The organism is Nocardia transvalensis NBRC 15921, from assembly GCF_000308875.1.
In the GTDB taxonomy this organism is placed as follows: domain Bacteria; phylum Actinomycetota; class Actinomycetes; order Mycobacteriales; family Mycobacteriaceae; genus Nocardia; species Nocardia transvalensis.
Genome location: NZ_BAGL01000002.1, coordinates 239,823 through 257,284, shown reverse-complemented (window position 1 = coordinate 257,284; position 17,462 = coordinate 239,823). Strand labels below are relative to the sequence as shown.

At 69.7% G+C, this 17,462-nt stretch carries 21 protein-coding genes and 2 tRNA genes; 9 read left to right on the top strand and 14 right to left on the bottom strand.

All coding sequences use genetic code 11. From position 1 onward, the window contains the following. The first annotated feature begins 89 nt into the window (after positions 1–89). The gene (locus ON41_RS01410; RefSeq protein WP_040744274.1) at positions 90–1,592 is read left to right on the top strand and encodes a protein kinase domain-containing protein; all 1,503 of its coding nucleotides are present in this window, start codon (positions 90–92) and stop codon (positions 1,590–1,592) included. Then, positions 1,589–3,487: a Stk1 family PASTA domain-containing Ser/Thr kinase gene (gene pknB / locus ON41_RS01405; protein WP_040744273.1), complete on the top strand. Its 1,899-nt coding sequence runs from the start codon at positions 1,589–1,591 to the stop codon at positions 3,485–3,487. Before ON41_RS01410 ends, pknB begins: the two co-directional genes overlap by 4 nt. 6 nt (positions 3,488–3,493) lie before the next feature. On the opposite strand, the gene ON41_RS01400 is transcribed toward pknB, so the two are convergent. The 3 genes from ON41_RS01400 to ON41_RS01390 are packed head-to-tail and all read right to left on the bottom strand — an operon-like array spanning position 3,494 to position 5,298. After that, positions 3,494–3,922 carry a dCMP deaminase gene (locus ON41_RS01400; RefSeq protein ID WP_051160872.1) on the bottom strand — a complete coding sequence of 143 codons (429 nt, stop codon included), beginning with the start codon at positions 3,920–3,922 and terminating at the stop codon, positions 3,494–3,496. A 14-nt stretch (positions 3,923–3,936) separates the two neighbouring features. Beyond that, entirely contained in the window at positions 3,937–4,641 is a 705-nt protein-coding gene (locus ON41_RS01395; protein ID WP_040744270.1) for a RibD family protein, read from the bottom strand. Positions 4,642–4,659: 18 nt separating this feature from the next. Beyond that, entirely contained in the window at positions 4,660–5,298 is a 639-nt protein-coding gene (locus ON41_RS01390; RefSeq protein WP_040744268.1) for an aminodeoxychorismate/anthranilate synthase component II, read from the bottom strand. 172 nt (positions 5,299–5,470) lie between these two features. Here ON41_RS01390 and crgA point away from each other — a divergent pair, with 172 nt between their 5' ends. Next, entirely contained in the window at positions 5,471–5,737 is a 267-nt protein-coding gene (gene crgA / locus ON41_RS01385) for a cell division protein CrgA (protein ID WP_040744267.1), read from the top strand. Positions 5,738–5,811: 74 nt separating this feature from the next. Beyond that, positions 5,812–6,261, top strand: coding sequence for a PH domain-containing protein (locus tag ON41_RS01380; RefSeq protein ID WP_040744265.1), 450 nt, complete (start codon positions 5,812–5,814; stop codon positions 6,259–6,261). Between the two features lie 9 nt (positions 6,262–6,270). On the opposite strand, the gene ON41_RS01375 is transcribed toward ON41_RS01380, so the two are convergent. From ON41_RS01375 to ON41_RS01350, 6 genes are all read right to left on the bottom strand, one after another. Beyond that, the gene (locus ON41_RS01375) at positions 6,271–7,140 is read right to left on the bottom strand and encodes a rhomboid family intramembrane serine protease (RefSeq protein WP_040744264.1); all 870 of its coding nucleotides are present in this window, start codon (positions 7,138–7,140) and stop codon (positions 6,271–6,273) included. Between the two features lie 16 nt (positions 7,141–7,156). After that, positions 7,157–7,684: a peptidylprolyl isomerase gene (locus ON41_RS01370; RefSeq protein ID WP_040744557.1), complete on the bottom strand. Its 528-nt coding sequence runs from the start codon at positions 7,682–7,684 to the stop codon at positions 7,157–7,159. Positions 7,685–7,728: 44 nt separating this feature from the next. After that, complete coding sequence (locus tag ON41_RS01365) at positions 7,729–7,926, bottom strand: hypothetical protein (RefSeq protein ID WP_040744262.1); 198 nt, start codon at positions 7,924–7,926, stop codon at positions 7,729–7,731. 70 nt (positions 7,927–7,996) lie between these two features. Continuing rightward, entirely contained in the window at positions 7,997–8,845 is an 849-nt protein-coding gene (locus ON41_RS01360) for an ABC transporter permease (RefSeq protein ID WP_051160842.1), read from the bottom strand. Beyond that, positions 8,842–9,858, bottom strand: a complete 1,017-nt coding sequence (locus ON41_RS01355) for a daunorubicin resistance protein DrrA family ABC transporter ATP-binding protein (RefSeq protein WP_040744260.1) — start codon at positions 9,856–9,858, stop codon at positions 8,842–8,844. Before ON41_RS01355 ends, ON41_RS01360 begins: the two co-directional genes overlap by 4 nt. Positions 9,859–10,560: 702 nt before the next feature. Then, positions 10,561–11,565 (bottom strand): adenylate/guanylate cyclase domain-containing protein, encoded by a 1,005-nt coding sequence (locus ON41_RS01350; RefSeq protein ID WP_040744259.1) that lies wholly within the window; start codon positions 11,563–11,565, stop codon positions 10,561–10,563. Between the two features lie 176 nt (positions 11,566–11,741). On the opposite strand from ON41_RS01350, the gene ON41_RS01345 reads away from it, so the two are divergent. Next, the gene (locus tag ON41_RS01345) at positions 11,742–12,584 is read left to right on the top strand and encodes an NAD(P)H-binding protein (RefSeq protein ID WP_040744257.1); all 843 of its coding nucleotides are present in this window, start codon (positions 11,742–11,744) and stop codon (positions 12,582–12,584) included. Between the two features lie 20 nt (positions 12,585–12,604). On the opposite strand, the gene ON41_RS01340 is transcribed toward ON41_RS01345, so the two are convergent. Then, the gene (locus tag ON41_RS01340) at positions 12,605–13,015 is read right to left on the bottom strand and encodes a nuclear transport factor 2 family protein (RefSeq protein WP_083905073.1); all 411 of its coding nucleotides are present in this window, start codon (positions 13,013–13,015) and stop codon (positions 12,605–12,607) included. Between the two features lie 105 nt (positions 13,016–13,120). Here ON41_RS01340 and sigJ point away from each other — a divergent pair, with 105 nt between their 5' ends. Genes sigJ through ON41_RS01320 form a run of 4 tightly spaced genes read left to right on the top strand, consistent with a single transcriptional unit; the run spans position 13,121 to position 15,853 of the window. Further along, entirely contained in the window at positions 13,121–13,969 is an 849-nt protein-coding gene (sigJ, locus tag ON41_RS01335; RefSeq protein WP_218003326.1) for an RNA polymerase sigma factor SigJ, read from the top strand. A gap of 25 nt (positions 13,970–13,994) precedes the next feature. Then, positions 13,995–14,417, top strand: coding sequence for a VOC family protein (locus tag ON41_RS01330; RefSeq protein WP_040744254.1), 423 nt, complete (start codon positions 13,995–13,997; stop codon positions 14,415–14,417). A 9-nt stretch (positions 14,418–14,426) separates the two neighbouring features. Next, on the top strand, positions 14,427–15,053 hold the full coding sequence (locus ON41_RS01325) for a TetR/AcrR family transcriptional regulator (protein ID WP_083905049.1): 627 nt from the start codon (positions 14,427–14,429) through the stop codon (positions 15,051–15,053). Further along, positions 15,050–15,853: a transglutaminase-like domain-containing protein gene (locus ON41_RS01320; RefSeq protein ID WP_040744252.1), complete on the top strand. Its 804-nt coding sequence runs from the start codon at positions 15,050–15,052 to the stop codon at positions 15,851–15,853. Before ON41_RS01325 ends, ON41_RS01320 begins: the two co-directional genes overlap by 4 nt. Before the next feature lie 16 nt (positions 15,854–15,869). On the opposite strand, the gene ON41_RS01315 is transcribed toward ON41_RS01320, so the two are convergent. The 4 genes from ON41_RS01315 to ON41_RS01305 form a co-directional block, all read right to left on the bottom strand. Next, positions 15,870–15,942: transfer RNA gene (locus ON41_RS01315), tRNA-Ala, on the bottom strand. 15 nt (positions 15,943–15,957) lie between these two features. Continuing rightward, entirely contained in the window at positions 15,958–16,065 is a 108-nt protein-coding gene (locus ON41_RS42590; protein ID WP_218003325.1) for a DLW-39 family protein, read from the bottom strand. 30 nt (positions 16,066–16,095) lie between these two features. Further along, positions 16,096–16,169: transfer RNA gene (locus ON41_RS01310), tRNA-Ile, on the bottom strand. A gap of 252 nt (positions 16,170–16,421) precedes the next feature. Next, on the bottom strand, positions 16,422–17,411 hold the full coding sequence (locus ON41_RS01305; protein ID WP_040744552.1) for a DUF3566 domain-containing protein: 990 nt from the start codon (positions 17,409–17,411) through the stop codon (positions 16,422–16,424). Positions 17,412–17,462: the final 51 nt, after the last annotated feature.

Sequence of the window (17,462 nt, the reverse complement as noted above, 5' to 3'; positions counted from 1 at the left end):
ATGAACGTGCTAGTACGCCAGAGCGGTCACGACCCGCAGACCGCGCCCTGCTGCTCAGGCGAACCGAGACAGAGCCTACGGGGGCTGCAATGCTGACAAACGGCGCGATGATCGCGGACCGCTACCGACTGCAACGGCTGATCGCCACCGGTGGCATGGGTCAGGTATGGGAGGCGCTCGACACCCGGCTCGATCGACGAGTCGCGGTGAAGGTGCTGAAGGCGGAGTTCTCCGCGGATCCGACGTTCCGGCACCGGTTCCGGACCGAGGCCAAGACGACCGCGCAGCTCAACCATCCCGGCATCGCCGGAATCTACGACTACGGCGAGACCTACGACCCGCAGGGCGGCGAAACCGCCTACCTGGTCATGGAACTCGTGCAGGGCGAACCGCTCAACGCCGTCCTGAACCGGCTCAACCGGCTCTCGGTGGCCCAGGGCCTCGACATGCTGGAACAGACCGGCCGGGCACTCGAGGTCGCACACGCGGCCGGCGTGGTGCACCGCGACGTCAAACCCGGCAACATCCTGGTCACGCCGACCGGCCAGGTGAAGATCACCGACTTCGGCATCGCCAAGGCGGTCGACGCGTCCCCGGTGACCAAGACCGGAATGGTCATGGGCACCGCGCAGTACATCGCGCCCGAACAGGCCACCGGCGAGGACGCCACCTCGGCCAGTGACGTGTACTCGCTCGGCGTGGTCGGCTACGAGGCGCTGTCCGGGCACCGCCCGTTCAGCGGCGACGGCGCGCTCACGGTCGCGATGAAGCATGTGCGCGAGGCCCCGCCGCCGATGCCGTCCGATCTGCCGCCGAACGTGCGCGAGCTGATCGAGATCACCATGGCCAAGGAGCCGGAGCGGCGCTACAGCAGCGGCGGCGAATTCGCCGACGCCGTGGCCGCCGTCCGGGCCGGGCGCCGGCCCCCGCCGCCGCGCAACGCCGCACCGCAGACCGGGGGCGCGCGCGTCCTGCCACCCGGTCCGACCACGGTGCTGCCGCGCGGCGAGTACGACGACGCCACCACGCGCTACGCGTCGCCGGCCACCCGGGCGCAGGCGGGCGGCACCGCCGCCATGGCCGGCCGGGGCGCGCTCCCGCCGGACGAGGACAAGCCGCGGTTCACCAACGGCCAGAAGGCGCTCGCCGGACTGGGCGTCGGTGCGCTGGTGCTGGGCGCGATCGCCGCGTGGGTGCTGCTGAGCGGTAAGCCGCCGGAGTCCTCGGTATCGCCGGTGAAGACGCCGACCTCGGTCGTCCAGCCGCCGCCCCCGCCGACGACCACCTACTCGGAACCGCCGACGACGACCCGGTACGAGCCGCCGGTCACCACGACCGAGGCGCCGACGACCACCACGGAACCGCCGACGACGACCACGACGCCACCGGCGCCCACGACCACCACGAGGCCGCGGGCGACGACCACGGCGCCGACGACCACCCGCCGCATACCGTTGCCGTCGCTGGACATCCCGATCCCGGGCGCCGACGGCGGCAACTACGGAACGCACGGCACCCACGGCACCACCCGGTACCAGAATCCCGACGACAGCAGTAGCTCCCTGCCCACAGCACCGCAAGGACTGCCATGACGACCCCGAAGAATCTGTCTTCTCGCTACGAGTTGGGCGAGATCATCGGATTCGGCGGTATGTCCGAAGTCCACAAGGCCCGGGATCAGCGTCTCGGCCGTGACGTCGCGATCAAGGTGCTGCGCGCCGACCTGGCCCGCGATCCCACCTTCTACCTGCGCTTCAAGCGCGAGGCGCAGAACGCGGCCGCGCTGAACCATCCGGCCATCGTCGCGGTCTACGACACCGGCGAGGCCGAGGTCGACGGCGGGCCGCTGCCCTACATCGTGATGGAGTACGTCGACGGCGACACGCTGCGCGATATGGTGCGCGGCAAGGGTCCGCTGCCGCCGCGCCGCGCGATGGAGGTCATCGCCGACGTCTGCGCCGCACTGGATTTCAGCCACAAGAACGGCATCGTGCATCGCGACATGAAGCCGGCCAACATCATGATCAACCGCCAGGGCGCGGTGAAGGTCATGGACTTCGGCATCGCCCGCGCGATCGCCGACAGCTCGAATCCGATGACCCAGACCGCCGCGGTGATCGGTACCGCGCAATACCTCTCGCCCGAACAGGCCCGCGGCGAGACGGTCGACGCGCGCTCCGACGTGTACTCCGTCGGCTGCGTCCTGTTCGAGATCCTCACGGGCGAACCGCCTTTCACGGGCGATTCGCCGGTCGCGGTGGCCTATCAGCACGTGCGGGAGGATCCGCGGCTGCCGTCGCTGGTCAATCCGGGTGTGCCGCGCGAACTCGATTCGGTGATCCTCAAGGCGATGGCCAAGAATCCGGCCAACCGCTACCAGACCGCCGCGGAGATGCGCGCCGATCTGATCCGGGTACTCGGCGGGCAGAAGCCGCACGCGCCGATGGTCATGACCGACGAGGACCGCACCACCATCCTCGGCAGCATGGATCCGGCCCCGCGCACCTACCGCACGGTGGAGCGCGACGACGTCGACGATCCGGAACCCGAACCCCGCGACCCGCGCCGCATCGCCCTGATCGCCGGCGGCGCGGTGGCCGCCCTCGCGGCGCTCTTCGCGCTGTTCTGGTTCCTGATCGGTCCCGGCAGCAATCCGGACCAGATCGCGGTGCCCGACCTGTCGAACAAACCGGTCGAGCAGGCGAAGGGCGATCTGCAGAAGGCCGGCTTCGCCGTGGCCACCCAGGACAAGGCCGACAGCAAGGTGGCCGTCGGCAACGTGATCGCCACCCAGCCGCTCGGCGGTTCCAGCGCGCCCAAGGGCAGCACCATCACCCTGCTGGTGTCCACGGGCCCGCAGCTGGTCGCGATCCCGAAGCTGGAGCAGCTGACCCAGCAGCAGGCCGAGCAGCAGCTCAAGGCCTCGGGTCTGGTGCTGGACAGCGATATTCAGCGCGACTGGTCCAGCACCGAGGACAAGGACAAGGTCATCCGGACGGAGCCGAGCGGCGGCCAGCGGATCGATACCGGCAGCTCCGTCAAGATCGTCCTGGGCAAGGGCCCGGAGCAGGTCCGCGTCCCCGACGTGGTCGGCCAGCCGATCGACGTGGCCGAGCCGAACCTCGCGCAGAGCGCCGGATTCAAGGTCGTCATCCAGAAGGTGACATCGTCCAAGCCGGGCGGCGAGGTGATCTCCACCGATCCGTCGGGCGGTTCGATGGCCGACCGCGGGTCCACCATCACCGTCCAGGTGTCCAACGACCAGATCCAGATGCCGAGCCTGGTCGGGATGACGCCGTCGCAGGCGGTCGACCGGCTGCGCTCGGCCGGCTGGTCCGGCGGGGCGGGTCAGATCGTGCAGACCACGCAGGGCACCTTCGACGCCGGCAATGTCGGGCGCATCGTCGATCAGCAGCCGAAGGCCGGATCCTCGCTCGCCCGCAACGGCACGGTCACCATCGTGACCGGCGTGCTGGGCCCGCCCTGACGGACGCTACGACAGGTCGAGGTGGCGGTTCATCGACATGGCCTCGGCGGCCAGGTCGGGGAGTTCGATCACCTCGACCCCGTGCTCACGCAGTTTCTCCACACCCACGCAGTTCTCGACGAAGGTCGCCGGTTCGCGCCAGGCGATGACCACGCGCGCGAGGCCGGCGGACAGGATGCGGTCGGTGCACGGCGGGCGGGTGGCGGTGGCGCGGCGGGAGCAGGGCTCCAGGGTGCTGTAGATGGTGGCCTGCGCCAGCCGGGGGTCGTCGCCGAGTTTGTTCAGCGCGGATTCCTCGGCGTGCACCTTCTCGTCGGATTCGCGCGAGAACCCGTGCGCCAGTTCGACTCCGTCGGCGCCGACGACGACCGCGCCGACCGAGAAGGCGGTCGGGCTGCGCGGGCACAACCGGGCCAGCTCGATCGCATGACGCATCCAGAACCGGTGTGTCACTGCGGTTTTTCCCTCTCGTGTGGCCCTTCGTCGGTCTGCCTCGGCAGGTAGCGCAGCAGGGCGACGTCGCCGACGCGGCCGACGTCCGCCAGTCCCATTCTGCGCCGCGATCCGCCCGGGAAGTCGGCCGGCCGCAGGAACCGCGGGGCCCCGGACGCGCCGACCAGCACCGGCGCCACGGCCAGCAGCAGTTCGTCGGCCAGCCCGCCCGCGAGGAACGCGGTGTGGATGTGGCCGCCGCCCTCCACCATGAGGCGGTGCACGCCACGGCGGCCGAGGTCGTCGAGCAGCGCGGGGAAATCCACTGTGCCGCCCAGGGATACGACGTCGGCCAGGCCCGCGAGCCGGTCACCGAGTCGGGCCACGCCGGAGTCCGTGGTGTAGACGACCTTCTCGCCCCCGGTGTGGAAGAAGCGGAGTCCGGGGTCCAGGTCTCCGCTACCGGTGAGCGTGACCTTCAGCGGATGCTCGGGCTTACCCGCGGACACCCGGCGCGCGCGGCGGGCGTCGTCGCGGACCAGCAGCCGCGGGTTGTCCCGGCGCAGCGTCTCGGCGCCGGCGAGCACGGCGTCGGAGTCGGCGCGCACGGCGTCGACCCGATCGAAGTCCTCCGGATTCGACAGCAGGAGGCGTTCGGGGCTCGCATCGTCGAGGTAGCCGTCGACGCTCACCGCGGCCGACAGCAGGACATACGGCCTCACGCTCGCTCCTCCCCCGACTCAGACGAGCGCCGCGACCTCGGACTCCAGCTGCCGGACCAGCGCCTCGGCGGGACGTTCGCCGCACACCTCGAGCCAGTTCGCCAGCATCCGATGGCCGCCCTGGGTGAGCACCGACTCGGGATGGAACTGCACGCCGTGGATCGGCAGGGTGCGGTGGCGCATCCCCATGACGATGCCGCTCTCGGTGCGGCCGACCACCTCGATATCGGCGGGCAGCGTGTCCTCGAGCACGGTCAGCGAGTGGTAGCGGGTCGCGGTGAAGGGATCCGGCAGACCCGCGAGTACGCCTGCGCCGGTGTGAAATACCGAACTGGTCTTGCCGTGCAGCAGTTCGGGAGCACGGGTGACGGTGCCGCCGAAGGCCGCGCCGATGGCCTGATGCCCGAGGCAGACGCCGAGCAGCGGGACGCGGTGCGCGGCGCACCCGTGGACCAGGTCGATGCTCTTGCCCGCGCGGTCCGGAGTACCGGGGCCGGGGCTGATCAACACGCCGTCGAATCCGGTGACGACCTCGTCGGTATTCGCCAGCTGGGGATCGTCGTTGCGCCAGACGGTCGCCTCGGCGCCCAGCTGCCCCAGGTACTGGACCAGGTTGAACACGAAGCTGTCGTAGTTGTCGACGACGAGTACACGCATGGTTCGAGAGTACGTTGCGTGTCGCACCGCCGTCGCGGGAATACCTGGTGAGACCCGTGGCAACGGTCCTGACCCGCCCGGGTATACCCAGCTGGGATAGCCTTTAGTCAGACCGGAAGGCGCGGCAGCATGCCCCCGCCGGTACGACCTGTACGCCGAATACGAGGACGTCATGCCCAAGTCGAAGGTCCGCCGCAAGAAGACCGATTACGCGATCAACCCCGCCAGCCGCACCCCGGTCAAGGTCAAGGGCGGCCCGTCACCGGTCTGGTACGTCACGATCATGCTCGGCTTCATGCTGGCCGGGCTGGTGTGGCTGCTGGTGTACTACCTGGCCAACGACAAGATCACGTGGATGGCCGATCTCAACGCCTGGAACTTCCTGATCGGCTTCGGGCTGATGGTCATCGGCCTGATCATGACCATGCGGTGGCGCTGACCGGCACTACACCGATGTTATTCATGCACACTTGTGGATGAATCTGTGGACAACTCGAGGAACGATGGGGGACCGTGACCGCACCCGATTCGACGGCCCGGCTCGCCTGGTCCACTCCGCCCGCCGCGCTCGTGGTGACGGCGCTCGGCGGCGTGGCCCTGGTGGTGGCCGCCGTCTTCGCAGGTGACGCGCCCAGCAGGCTGCTGGTGGGGATCGCGGCGGTACTGCTGCTGGGCCTCACCGCGCTGGGGCTGCGCCAGCGGCCACGGCTGAGCATCGTTCCCGGCGCCGCGCCCGTACTCGTCGTGCGCGGCCTGTTCGGCCCGGTGGAATATTCACGGGACCGGATCCTGCGGGCGCGGGTCGTGGGTTTCCGGCGGCTCGGCCGGAAGGTGCCCAATCTGGAGATCGACGTCGAGCACGACGGCAACGACCGGCTGCTGATCTTCGGCCGCTGGGATCTCGGCACGCATCCCCAGGACGTGCTCGACGCGATGATCGCCCAGGGTCTGGTGCGCGAATAACTCCCGGTCTCAGGCCGACAGCGACGCCGCCGCGGCGACGATCAGCAGCACCGACACCACGATCACGCCCCCTACCGCGACCCAGCCGGTGGTCCGGGCCCCCTGTGGCGACTTGGTCGTCAGCCACTGCGGGAGGAAGAGTATGCCCGCCGCGGCGAGGGTGCCCGCGGCCAGTCCGCCGAGGTGACCCCACAGCGAGATGCCCGGCAGGGACACGCTGATGATCAGGTTGATCACGATCAGGACCAGCATCTGCGTGGGACTCTGCCGCAACCGCAACAGGATCACCGTCATCGCGCCGAACAGGCCGTAGATCGCCCCGGACGCGCCCGCGGTCGCCGAATCCTGCGCCAGCCACATGACGGCGGCCGACCCGCCGAGCAGCGAGGCCAGGTACACCGCGGCGAATCGCAGCCGCCCGAGCACCATCTCGCAGTCGCGGCCGAGGATGTACAGCGCGAACATATTGACCAGCAGGTGCACCGGACCGTAGTGCAGGAATCCGGAGCCGAGCACCCGCACCCACTGACCGTCGGCCACCGCGGGCGGGGCCAGCACCCAGTCGTAGAACAGCGTCGACCGCTGGTTGGCCGCGACGCTGTGCGCCTGCGACGCGGTGATCGCGAAGACGACCACGTTGAGGGCGATCAGCGCATAGGTCAGATACGGCGCCGGGCGCTGCGACGCGGGCGCGCCGGCCACGGTACGCACCGGCCGGACGTCGGCCTGCCCCTGGCGCACGCACTCCACGCAGTGCTGCCCGACCGACGCCGGGCGCAGGCACTCCGGGCAGGCCGACCGCCCGCACCGGGTGCATGCCAGGCCGGTCGGCCGATCGGGATGGCGGAAGCAGGTCGATGCGGGCGGCTGGGGATTCACGAAACTCCGATGGGACTCAGTCGATGGTGATCGAGGTGATGACGACCGGATCCTTCGGATGCTCGTTGCGGTCGGTCGGGGTGGTGGCGATGGCGTCGACCACCTTGCGCGAATCCGGGTCCACCACCTCGCCGAAGATGGTGTGGCGGCGGTTCAGGTGCGGCTGCGGGCCGACGGTGATGAAGAACTGCGAACCGTTGGTCCCCGGCCCGGCATTGGCCATGGCGAGCAGGTACGCGCGATCGAACCGCAGCTCCGGGTGGAACTCGTCGCCGAACTCGTACCCGGGACCGCCGCGGCCAGTACCGGTCGGGTCGCCGCCTTGAATCATGAACCCATCGATCACGCGGTGGAAGGTGCTGCCGTCGTAGAACGGACCGGTGTCGCCACCGCTCGCGTTCTTCGCCGTATACGGCGCCGTGCCGTCGGCGAGGCCGACGAAGTTGCGCACCGTTTTCGGGGCATGGTTACCGAAGAGCGAGATCTTGATGTCGCCGAGGGTGGTGTGCAAGGTCGCCACGGCGGTCTGATTCGGTGAGGTCACGCGGAACATCGTGCCATGCCGTCTGCGGGCCGTGGCGCTGCCCGCTACGGCAACCGCGCGGCGTGTTGAGGGGTCGACCCGTTGGTCGAGTAGCCCAGGCGCGGCGGTTCGACGGCGGGGTCGGGGAGCTGGGGACGGCGGCGGGCCGCCACCCAGGCGGCGCTGCCCGCGAATCCGACGAGGACGGCGACGATGAGCCGATTGCGCAACCGGCCGGACTTTCCAGAGCTCCCCAACTGCATGCGACCACTGTGGCACAGCGGCGCTCGTCGCGCAGGCAACGCTGGTCACAGTGGCCGGACATGCCGAGCGTCAGCGGCTGACCGAGCGCTTGAACTGCCGCACCGCCAGCGGCACGAACACCACCAGGATCACCGCCACCCAGATGAGCGTCGTGAGTACCGGATGCTGCATCGGCCAGGCATCGGGCGGCGGGAAGGCCGGACTCGTATTCCCGAACAGCTCGCGCGTGGCCTGGGTGACCGCAGAGACCGGATTCCACTCCGCGAACACCCGCAGCGGCGCCGGCAGCTTCTCCAGCGGTACGAAGGTGTTGGCGAGGAAGGTCAGCGGGAAGATGACCATGAAGCTGGCATTGTTGAACACCTCGGGCGCCCGCACGATCAGGCCGACCACGGCCATGATCCACGAGATCGCGTAGGCGAACAGCAACAGCAGCACATAGGCGAGCACCGCGTCGAGCAGCGATCCGCGAATCCGCCAGCCGACGACCAGACCCGTCAGGGACATGACCACCAGGCTCACCACGTTGATCACGACATCGGCGGCGGTGCGGCCGACGAGGACCGCGACCGGGGCCATCGGCAGCGACCGGAACCGGTCGATGATGCCCTTCTGCATATCCTCGGCCAGGCTGAGCCCGGTGAAGGTGGCGCCGAATACCGAGGTCTGCGCGAAGATGCCCGCGATGAGGAACTCCCGGTAGCCGCCCTCCAGCCCCGGCACCTCGATCGCGGTGCCGAAGATGTACGCGAACAACAGCACGAACATGATCGGCGACAGTGTCGAGAAGATCAGCACGTCGGGCACGCGCCTGATCTTGATGACATTCCGCTTGGTGATGGTCAGGCTGTCGCTGACGACCATCGATACGCGCTGTCCGAGCGAGGGCTGATCGGCGAGGGCCGCGGCCGTGCTCATCTGGTTCGTCCTTCCGTCGCGCCGGCGTGGTCGGCGGTCGCGCCGTCGGCCTTGCCGTTCTCGCTGATCAGTTCCTCGGCCTCGTGGCCGGTCAGGGTGAGGAATACGTCGTCCAGGGACGGGCGGCGCAGGCCGACGTCGTGAATCCGGACCCGGTGCTCGGCCAGCCGGCCGATGGCGTCCACCAGCGCCTGCGACCCCTCGCTGACCGGGACCGTGATGCGGCGCAGCCCGGGCTCGAGGTGGATCTCGCCGACGGCGAGCGCGGCGAGGGCCTGCTGCGCCACCGCGAGGCTGTCGGCGTGGTCGACGGTCAGCTCGATGCGGTCGCCGCCGACCATCGTCTTCAGCTCGTCGGCGGTGCCGCGGGCGATGACCGTGCCGTGATCGATGACCGCGATGGAGTCGGCCAGCCGATCCGCTTCCTCCATGTACTGCGTCGTCAGCAGGAGGGTGGTGCCGCCGGCGACCAGCTCCTCGATGACGTCCCACAGGTCCAGGCGGGCCCGCGGGTCCAGGCCCGTGGTGGGCTCGTCGAGGAACAGCACGGGTGGGTTGGCGACCAGCGCCCCGGCCAGGTCGAGGCGGCGGCGCATACCGCCGGAATACCCCTTGACCGGCCGGTCGGCGGCGTCGCTGAGCCGGAACCGGTCGAGCAGCTCGCGGGCCCGGTCCTTACTGCGCTGCACGCCCATGTGGTACAGCCGCCCGACCATCTCCAGATTCTCGAATCCGGTGAGGTACTCGTCGACGGCCGCGTACTGGCCGGAGGCGCCGATATGCGCCCGCAGCCGCTGTGGTTCGCGCAGGACATCGATGCCGGCGACGGTGGCGCGGCCGGCGTCCGGGATGAGCAGTGTGGTCAGCACCCGGACCGTGGTGGTCTTGCCGGCGCCGTTGGGGCCCAGCAGCGCGGTGACCGTTCCCTCGGGCACCGTGAGGTCGAGGCCGTCGAGGGCGGTCAGCCGTCCGTACTTCTTGACCAGACCCTCGGCGATGATGGCGTCGGGCATGATGCTCCTGCCGTTCGTGATGGATTCTGCAATGACCTGATCGATCGGTGCCCAGTATTGCCCAGGGCACCGACAAGTTCATGCGATTAATCCCGCGCCGCGACCTCTGGTCGAACGCCCCCTGCCAGGGACGACGTCCGGACAGCAGGAGGCCGCATCCCGGGGATCCGGCGGTGCTCGGGGGTGCCGGCGGGATGCGGCCGAATACATCGTCGCGCGGCGGGCCCGCCCGATCCCGAGTAGCGCACTACTCGTTCTCGGCCGCACACCGGTACTCACCCCGTCGCGCGGGCCCTCCGATCGACACGCCGGAAATCCCGGCAATCGGGAGCGTTGCCCCGGATTCGGGCACGTGGGATACGCCACGGCGGCCCCGCAGACGGCGGCGAGCCCCTCCCGAGCGCGGCTTCGAAGAAACACGTAAACCTTTGCGCCCCAACATTTCAGAGCCTGCACGGAGGTGCCCTCCACCACCCTCCCGGCACCCCTCGGCACGCCCCCACACTCCCGCCCGGAAAAACTTTCCGAAAGTGGCAGCCCTCATACACACACAATCGCGGATCGTCGCGTAGGATCATTCACGTCGGCCCCTCCCCCCCGGGCCGACCCTACGCGGGCCTCGGCTAACTCCCCCCCTTCGCCGAGGCCCGCTCCTAATTTCCGAGGTCTTTCCGGCCTTTCCGGGGTCGTACCGGCCCGAGTTCAGGCGCGTCGCAGCACGTGTGACCGCAGCCGATTGATGCCCCGCACCCGCACGCTGCGCAGGTGCCGCAGCGCGAATCCGGGCTCCCCCGCCAGCTGTGCCGCCGCGCCGTCATCGATCAGGACGGTGCCCGGCCGGGCCACACCGGTCAGCCGCGCGGCCGTGTTGACGACCGACCCGTACAGGTCGCCGAAGCGTTGCAGCACATCGCCGTACGCCAATCCCACCCGCAGATCGGGCGTGGTCCCGGCGGACTGCGTGGCCTCCTGGATCGCCAGCGCGATCCGCGCGCCGACCACCGCCGACTCGGCGGAGAACATGACCTCGTCGCCCACGTTCTTGATGACCCAGCCACCGTTGCCGGTGATCGCCTCGGTGGTGACGGTCTCGAACGACTCCAGCAGGCTGGTGAGCTCCTCGGGATCGAGATGCCTGGTCAGGCGCGTGTATCCGACCATATCGGCGAAGCCCACGGCCAGCTCCCGCACGGTGTCGCCGCCGCTGCCGTCACCGTCCAGCGACCGGGCCAGCGCGGCCGCCAGATGCCGCCGCCACGCATAGGCCTGGAGCTGCTGCAGCGTGGAGACGACCTCCTCGGTCGCCTCCTGCGCGACCGCCACCTCGTCCGCCTCCGGATCGGCGGCCGTGATCGCGCGGATCCGGTCCACGATTTCCTCGGCCACCAGATCCACCTGCCATTCGGCGAGGCGCGCCATCGACTGACCGAGGGTCCGCGCCGCCCCCGACTGGCGGCGCGGATCGGTCGCCGCCAGGGCCGCCAGGCTCTGGAAGTTGTTGACCGCCTGGATATCTCCGTCGGTGTACTCGATCGCCTCGTCGTCGGGATTCGCCGGGAAACCCAGCGAGATCCACAGCCGGCGGGTCAGCTCCGGCGGCACGCCGGACTGCCGCGAGACGTCGTCCCTGGTGTACCGGCGCGGACCGTCCAGCAGATACGGCTCGACGACCGACTGCACCAGCTTCGACAACTCCGGAGAGGCCATGAGTCGACCTTACGGCCCCGCCTTGTCCGGGCTCGCCGGGTAGTGACGACTCACATACCCGGGCACGCGACGGACCAGGGACGATGCGGCGGGCCCGGGAAGCCGGTAGACGCCCGCGAATGTTCCTGCGCCTCTCGGCCATGTTCCGTCCAGCCGTTCGCCGGTGTACTGAAGGCATGACGACAACGAACACCTCGGTCCTCGTACTCGGCGGCACCGGTAAGACCGGCAGCCGCGTCGCCGCGCTGCTGCGGGCGGCCGCGGTGCCCGTGCGCCTCGGATCTCGCTCGGCGCCAGTGCCTTTCGACTGGACCGACCGCGGTACCTGGGCTGCGGCACTCGACGGCATGACCGCCGTGTACCTCGCCTACCAGCCGGATCTCGCCGCCCCCGGCGCACCGGAGGCCGTCTACGCGCTGACCCTCGCCGCGCAGCGGCACGGCGTGCGGCGGCTGGTGCTGCTGTCCGGCCGCGGCGAGCCCGAGGCGCTCGAATGCGAAGGGATCGTGCGGGATTCGGGCCTGGAGTGGACCGTGCTGCGCTGCAGCTGGTTCGCGCAGAACTTCAGCGAGGGCGCCTTCGCCGACTACATCCGGATCGGCGAGGTCGCCCTGCCCGCCGGCCCGGTGCCCGAGCCGTTCATCGATGCGGACGATATCGCGGCGGCCGCGGTCGCCGCGCTGACCGAGGACCGGCACACCGGCGAGGTGTACGAGCTGACCGGTCCCCGCGCGCTGACCTTCGCCGAGGCCGTCGGCGCGATCGCCGGGGCCACCGGCCGCGACATCTCGTTCACGCCGCTCACCCGCACGGATTTCGTCGCGGCGCTGACCACCTACGAGGTGCCGGCCGAGGAGATCAGCCTGCTCGACTACCTGTTCGGCACGGTCCTGGACGGCCGCAACTCGGCCACCGCCGACGGGGTGGAACGGGTACTCGGCCGCAAGCCCCGCGACTTCGCCGACTACGCCCGCGACACCGCCGCCACCGGGGTGTGGAGTCCCGCGGGCGTGGCCTGACGCCCGGAAACTCCTGCGGTTCAGAACATTCCGTGTGGATGCGGCAGCGCGGCGGGTACCGGCTGCACGACATCCCAGTGCTCGGCGATCAGCCCGTCCCGCACGAGAAGCAGGTCGACGATCGCGGTCTCGGCGCCGGCCGCGGTGGACCGGAGGTGCACGGCGACGAGGTCGTCGCCGGCGACGACGCGCAGCACGTCCTGATCCGCCGCGGCGAGCGACCGCCCGGCGGGGGTATCGAAGAAGTCCCGGAACGCTCGCCGGCCGCTCGATCGCTCCGGATCGTGCGGCACCCGCGGATTGTGCGAGACGAAGTCCTCGTGCAGCAGGGCGAAGGCGCCGTCCAGGTCGCCGGCGCCGAGGCGGCGGTACAGCTCGAGCACCACGGCGCGGTTGGCGTCGATACGGGAGATCCGGTCTGCGACGGTCATGGGAATCGGGTCCTTTCGATCGGGGTTCACCCCGTAGGACGGATCCCGGATCGCCGGCGTCACGCGTGACGCGAGACGCGTCCGTCACGTCGAACGGATATGAGCGTGGAGTTCGAACATCACCGGCCAGAGTTGTTCGCGGCGGCCTACCGCATGCTGGGCAGCCGCACCGAGGCCGAGGACGTGCTGCAGGAGGCATGGCTGCGCTGGCGGGAGGTCGATCACGACACCGTCGAGCGGCCGCGCGCCTACCTGTTCCGGCTGGTCTCCCGGCTCGCCATCGATCAGCTGCGCAAGGCGAAGGCGCGCCGGGAGACCTATATCGGGCCGTGGCTGCCCGAACCGCTGCTCACCGGCCCCGAGACGGATGCCGAACGCGCGGAATCGGTCTCGATGGCACTCCTGGTGGTGCTGGAATCGCTGGATCCGGCCGAACGCGTCGTCTTCGTCCTGCACGAGGTGTTCGGTGTCGGACACGCCGAGATCGCCGAGGTGCTCGGCCGCACCGAGCGCGCCACCCGCCAGCTCGGCTACCGCGCGCGGCAGCACGTCGAGGCGCGGCGGCCGCGCCACCGGCCCACCGGCCGCGATCATCGCGAACTCACCGACCGATTCCTGACCGCGGCCGCGGGCGGCGACCTCACCGCCCTCACCCGGTTGCTCGCCCCGGACGTCGTCTTCTGCGCCGACGCGGACGGCGCCTCCGAGACCCCCCGCGAGCCGGTCCTCGGCCTGACCGCCGTCGCCGGATATCTGTGCTCGGTCACCTGGGCCTGGCCCGCGGATCTCGCCTGGCGCCCGGCGGAGGTCAACGCCGGACCGGGTGCGGTGCTGACCGCGCGGGGCGCCGTGTACGCGGTGCTCTCGCTGGATACGGACGGCGACAACCGGATTCGCACCGTCCGCCTGATACTCGAGCCCGGCAAACTGCGGCACATCACACAGCATTTATAACAGTACAAGGCGTACCGTTATAGCTATGACAATCACAACCCCCTGGCCCAACGGCCTCGACGTCGCCCAGGTACGGGTGGCCCGGCCGACCGACCGGCTGCCCGAGATCGAGGACTTCTACGGCCGGATCCTCGGCCTGCCGGTCCTCTACCGGTTCGAGAACCACGCCGGATACGACGGCGTCATGGTCGGACTTCCCGGCGTCGCGTACCACCTGGAATTCACCACGCACGTCGACGGCAGCCCGGGTCCCGCGCCCAGCGCCGAGAACCTGCTGGTCCTGTACTTCCACGGCGACGCGCGGATGTACGAGGCGGTAGAACGCCTGGCTGCGGCCGGGCACGAACCGGTCGAGGCGGAGAACCCGTACTGGGCCGGCGTCGGCGCGCTGACCTTCGAGGATCCCGACGGCTGGCGGATCGTCCTGGCGCCCAGGCCCGTCTTCTAGAGTTTCGGCATGGTTCGTACCCGGGACGCCCGGATCGACGACGCGATTCTGGCCGCGGCGGTCGACCTGCTGGGCGAGGTCGGATATCAACGGCTCACCATGGGATCGGTGGCCACCAGGGCGGGCGTGCATCGCCCGGCCGTGTATCGGCGCTGGCCGTCGAAGCGCCATCTGGTCGTGGAGGCCGTCGCCCGCGATCTGGGCCTGACGCCGACGCCGGATACCGGCGATCTGCGCGACGACCTCGTCAGCGGCATGTCGACGCTGGTTCGCGCGCTGTCGGGGACCGCGCTGGGCCGCGCGCTACCCGCCCTGGTCGCCGATCTCGCCTCGGATCCGGAGCTGGCCGCGGATTTCCGGCGGCGGGTCTTCGAACCGCGCCGCGAAACCACCGCCGCCGCACTGCGTTCCGCGATGGCCCGCGGCGAGGTCGATTCCGGGATCGATATGGATTTCGTCCTCGACGCCCTCGCCGCCCCGCTGTACTACCGGGTGCTGTTCGGGCATCTGCCGCTGACCGACCACCTGGCCGAGCAGTCCGTCGATACGGTCCTGGCGATCATCGGCAACGATCTCGACACACCCGCGGTGGAGCGCCGGCCCGGGTCACCGGCCGGCCCGACAATGAACGAATGAAGCGCGACGTCTCGACTCGTCTCGACGTCGAGGTCCACGCGCGCACCGTGCTGGAATTCCAGATCGCGGTCGCGCGGCGGCCCGGCCTCGACATTCTCGAGACGTTCGAGATCACCCGCGACGGCCACCCGGTCGTATGGCGTGAAGTGGCGGGATCGCACGGCACCCGGATCCATATCGTCGAGTCGCCCGCGGGTGCCGTGCGCGCGCACTACCGCGCGACCGTCACGGGCACAGCGCATCCCGAGCCCGCCTCCGAGTACGACCTGTCGCTGTACCTGCGCCCCAGCCGATTCGCCGAATCGGATCGCCTGCTCGCCTACGCCGCCGCCGAATTCGGTTACGGCGCGGACGATCCGGAGATTCCCGCGCGAATCTCGGACTGGGTCGGCCGCCGGGTGCGCTATGTCGCACACGGCCGTCATCCCAGCGACGGCGCGGTGGAGACCCTGCTGTCCGGCACCGGCGTCTGCCGCGACTTCGCGCATCTGGTGGTGGCGCTGTTACGCGCGGTCGGGGTACCGGCCCGCATCGCGTCGGTCTACGCGCCGGGCTGCGTCCCGATGGATTTCCATTGCGTCGCAGAGGCTTACGTGCGGGGCGAGTGGCACACGCTCGACCCGACCCGGCTGGCACCGCGCCCCGCCATGGTCCGCATCGCCACCGGCCGCGACGCCTCGGATATCGCTTTCCTGGACAATCACGGAGGCGCGCTCACCGTCACCGAACTCCGCGTGGACGCCGTCACGGACGACCCGATGCCCGCCGACGATTTCACCCAGCCGTATTCGATCGGCTGATATATCGAAAAGAGTGTGGAGCCAAGGGGAATCGAACCCCTAACCCCTGCCTTGCAAAGGCAGTGCTCTGCCAATTGAGCTATGGCCCCTGGTGAGCGCCGCGCTCAGCGGGTGGTCACCTCGTGCCACAGATCCGCATCGCCGCGCTGCTTGAACTTGGTGACCGCGACGATAACCGCGGCCACGACACCGACCGTGAGGAGAATTTTCATGAATCCCACCCTACTGTGATGTCCGGGAAGTGGGTCTAGGAGGACTTGAACCTCCGACCTCTTCGTTATCAGCGAAGCGCTCTAACCGCCTGAGCTATAGACCCGTGTGGCTCTCGAACCGTGGTCCCCGAGCCGAGAGCAAAGATTACCCGAACGCACCTGCAACAACCAAAACGGCAGGTAGAAGAGCTGAGTGCGGTCCCAGGTCGGTCGGTGCCCACCCCCTGGAGGGCGGGCACCGACCGGTGGATCCCGAGAGTTCGGCCGCTTGTGATCCCGAGCGTGCGGCCAGCTGTGATCCGAGCGTGCGGCCAGCTGTGATCCCGAGCGTGCGGCCAGCTGTGATCCCGAGCGCTCTAGTCGGGATCGGCCAGGGTGACCTGGATGCCGCCGACGAGATCGGTGCACTGGTTGTAGATGAAGACGCCGACCGTGGACAGCGCGGTCAGCAGGACCACGTTGATCAGGCCGATCACGGCCGCGTAACCGAATACCGAGCCGGCATCGATCAATGCGGACGAGGAGGAGCTGCCGTTGGACATGATGTCGGTGAAGCTGCTGTTCAGGCGGTCCCACACACCCATGCCCGAGAGCACGATGTAGAGGAATCCGACCGCCAGCATCCACACGAAGAACATCGCCACGCTGATCACCAGCGAGATCTTCAGCGTCGACCACGGGTCGATGTGCCGCACCTGCACGGTCGCCCGGAGCGGCTCACCACCCGCGGCCGCGGCCACGGCCGCCGGAACGGCCGGCGAGACGTGGGTGGGCTGCTGGAGCACGCGCCCGCCACCGCCGACGCCGGCGCCCACGGGTGCGGCCTCCGGCTGATGCGGCAGCGGGTGCCGCAGCTCCGACAGATCGGGCATGTCCTTGACGAGTTCCGGCCGCGCGATGCTGCGGGTCGGCCCGTCGATGCCGACCGACTTCACCATCGCGGCCTCCTTGCGGGCCGCCTTAGCCGCCAGGTCCGCGGTCGTGCGGGCATTGGTGAGCCCGCCGCCGAGACCGCCGCCGCCACTACCGCCGAGACCCCCGACCGGCGCCGCCGGCGGACGTCCCGCCACCGGAGGCTGACCCGACCGGTTCAGGTTCGTCTGTGGCTCCCGCTGCGGCAATTGCGACCAGCCCTCTTCGAACCGCGATCCATCGCCGTCCCCGGATGCCTGTTCCTTCGCCTGTCCAGCCGACTGATGGTCGGACATCTCCGATGCGCCGGCGGACCCGTTGTCTCCCGACCCCGGCCGCGGAATGGGCCGCGGCGGAATCGGAGACGGCGAGACTCGCTCGGTCACACCGTTGGCGTGATGCCGCTCGTCGTTCGGCTGATTCGGTGTGGTCAATTGGGATTCCTTAGATCCGTCGTGCCGCCGCTGCATGTACAGAAACTACTG

Excerpts from the sequence above, each read along its gene's own strand:
- ON41_RS01330 (WP_040744254.1), top strand. The coding sequence starts at position 13,995 with ATGACAATCACAACCCCCTGGCCCAACGGCCTCGACGTCGCCCAGGTA.
- ON41_RS01355 (WP_040744260.1), bottom strand. The coding sequence starts at position 9,858 with ATGCCCGACGCCATCATCGCCGAGGGTCTGGTCAAGAAGTACGGACGG.
- pknB (WP_040744273.1), top strand. The coding sequence starts at position 1,589 with ATGACGACCCCGAAGAATCTGTCTTCTCGCTACGAGTTGGGCGAGATC.
- ON41_RS01350 (WP_040744259.1), bottom strand. The coding sequence starts at position 11,565 with ATGGCCTCTCCGGAGTTGTCGAAGCTGGTGCAGTCGGTCGTCGAGCCG.
- ON41_RS01410 (WP_040744274.1), top strand. The coding sequence starts at position 90 with ATGCTGACAAACGGCGCGATGATCGCGGACCGCTACCGACTGCAACGG.
- ON41_RS01345 (WP_040744257.1), top strand. The coding sequence starts at position 11,742 with ATGACGACAACGAACACCTCGGTCCTCGTACTCGGCGGCACCGGTAAG.
- ON41_RS01400 (WP_051160872.1), bottom strand. The coding sequence starts at position 3,922 with ATGCGTCATGCGATCGAGCTGGCCCGGTTGTGCCCGCGCAGCCCGACC.
- ON41_RS01340 (WP_083905073.1), bottom strand. The coding sequence starts at position 13,015 with ATGACCGTCGCAGACCGGATCTCCCGTATCGACGCCAACCGCGCCGTG.
- ON41_RS01360 (WP_051160842.1), bottom strand. The coding sequence starts at position 8,845 with ATGAGCACGGCCGCGGCCCTCGCCGATCAGCCCTCGCTCGGACAGCGC.
- crgA (WP_040744267.1), top strand. The coding sequence starts at position 5,471 with ATGCCCAAGTCGAAGGTCCGCCGCAAGAAGACCGATTACGCGATCAAC.
- ON41_RS01320 (WP_040744252.1), top strand. The coding sequence starts at position 15,050 with ATGAAGCGCGACGTCTCGACTCGTCTCGACGTCGAGGTCCACGCGCGC.
- ON41_RS01390 (WP_040744268.1), bottom strand. The coding sequence starts at position 5,298 with ATGCGTGTACTCGTCGTCGACAACTACGACAGCTTCGTGTTCAACCTG.
- ON41_RS01325 (WP_083905049.1), top strand. The coding sequence starts at position 14,427 with ATGGTTCGTACCCGGGACGCCCGGATCGACGACGCGATTCTGGCCGCG.
- ON41_RS42590 (WP_218003325.1), bottom strand. The coding sequence starts at position 16,065 with ATGAAAATTCTCCTCACGGTCGGTGTCGTGGCCGCGGTTATCGTCGCG.
- ON41_RS01365 (WP_040744262.1), bottom strand. The coding sequence starts at position 7,926 with ATGCAGTTGGGGAGCTCTGGAAAGTCCGGCCGGTTGCGCAATCGGCTC.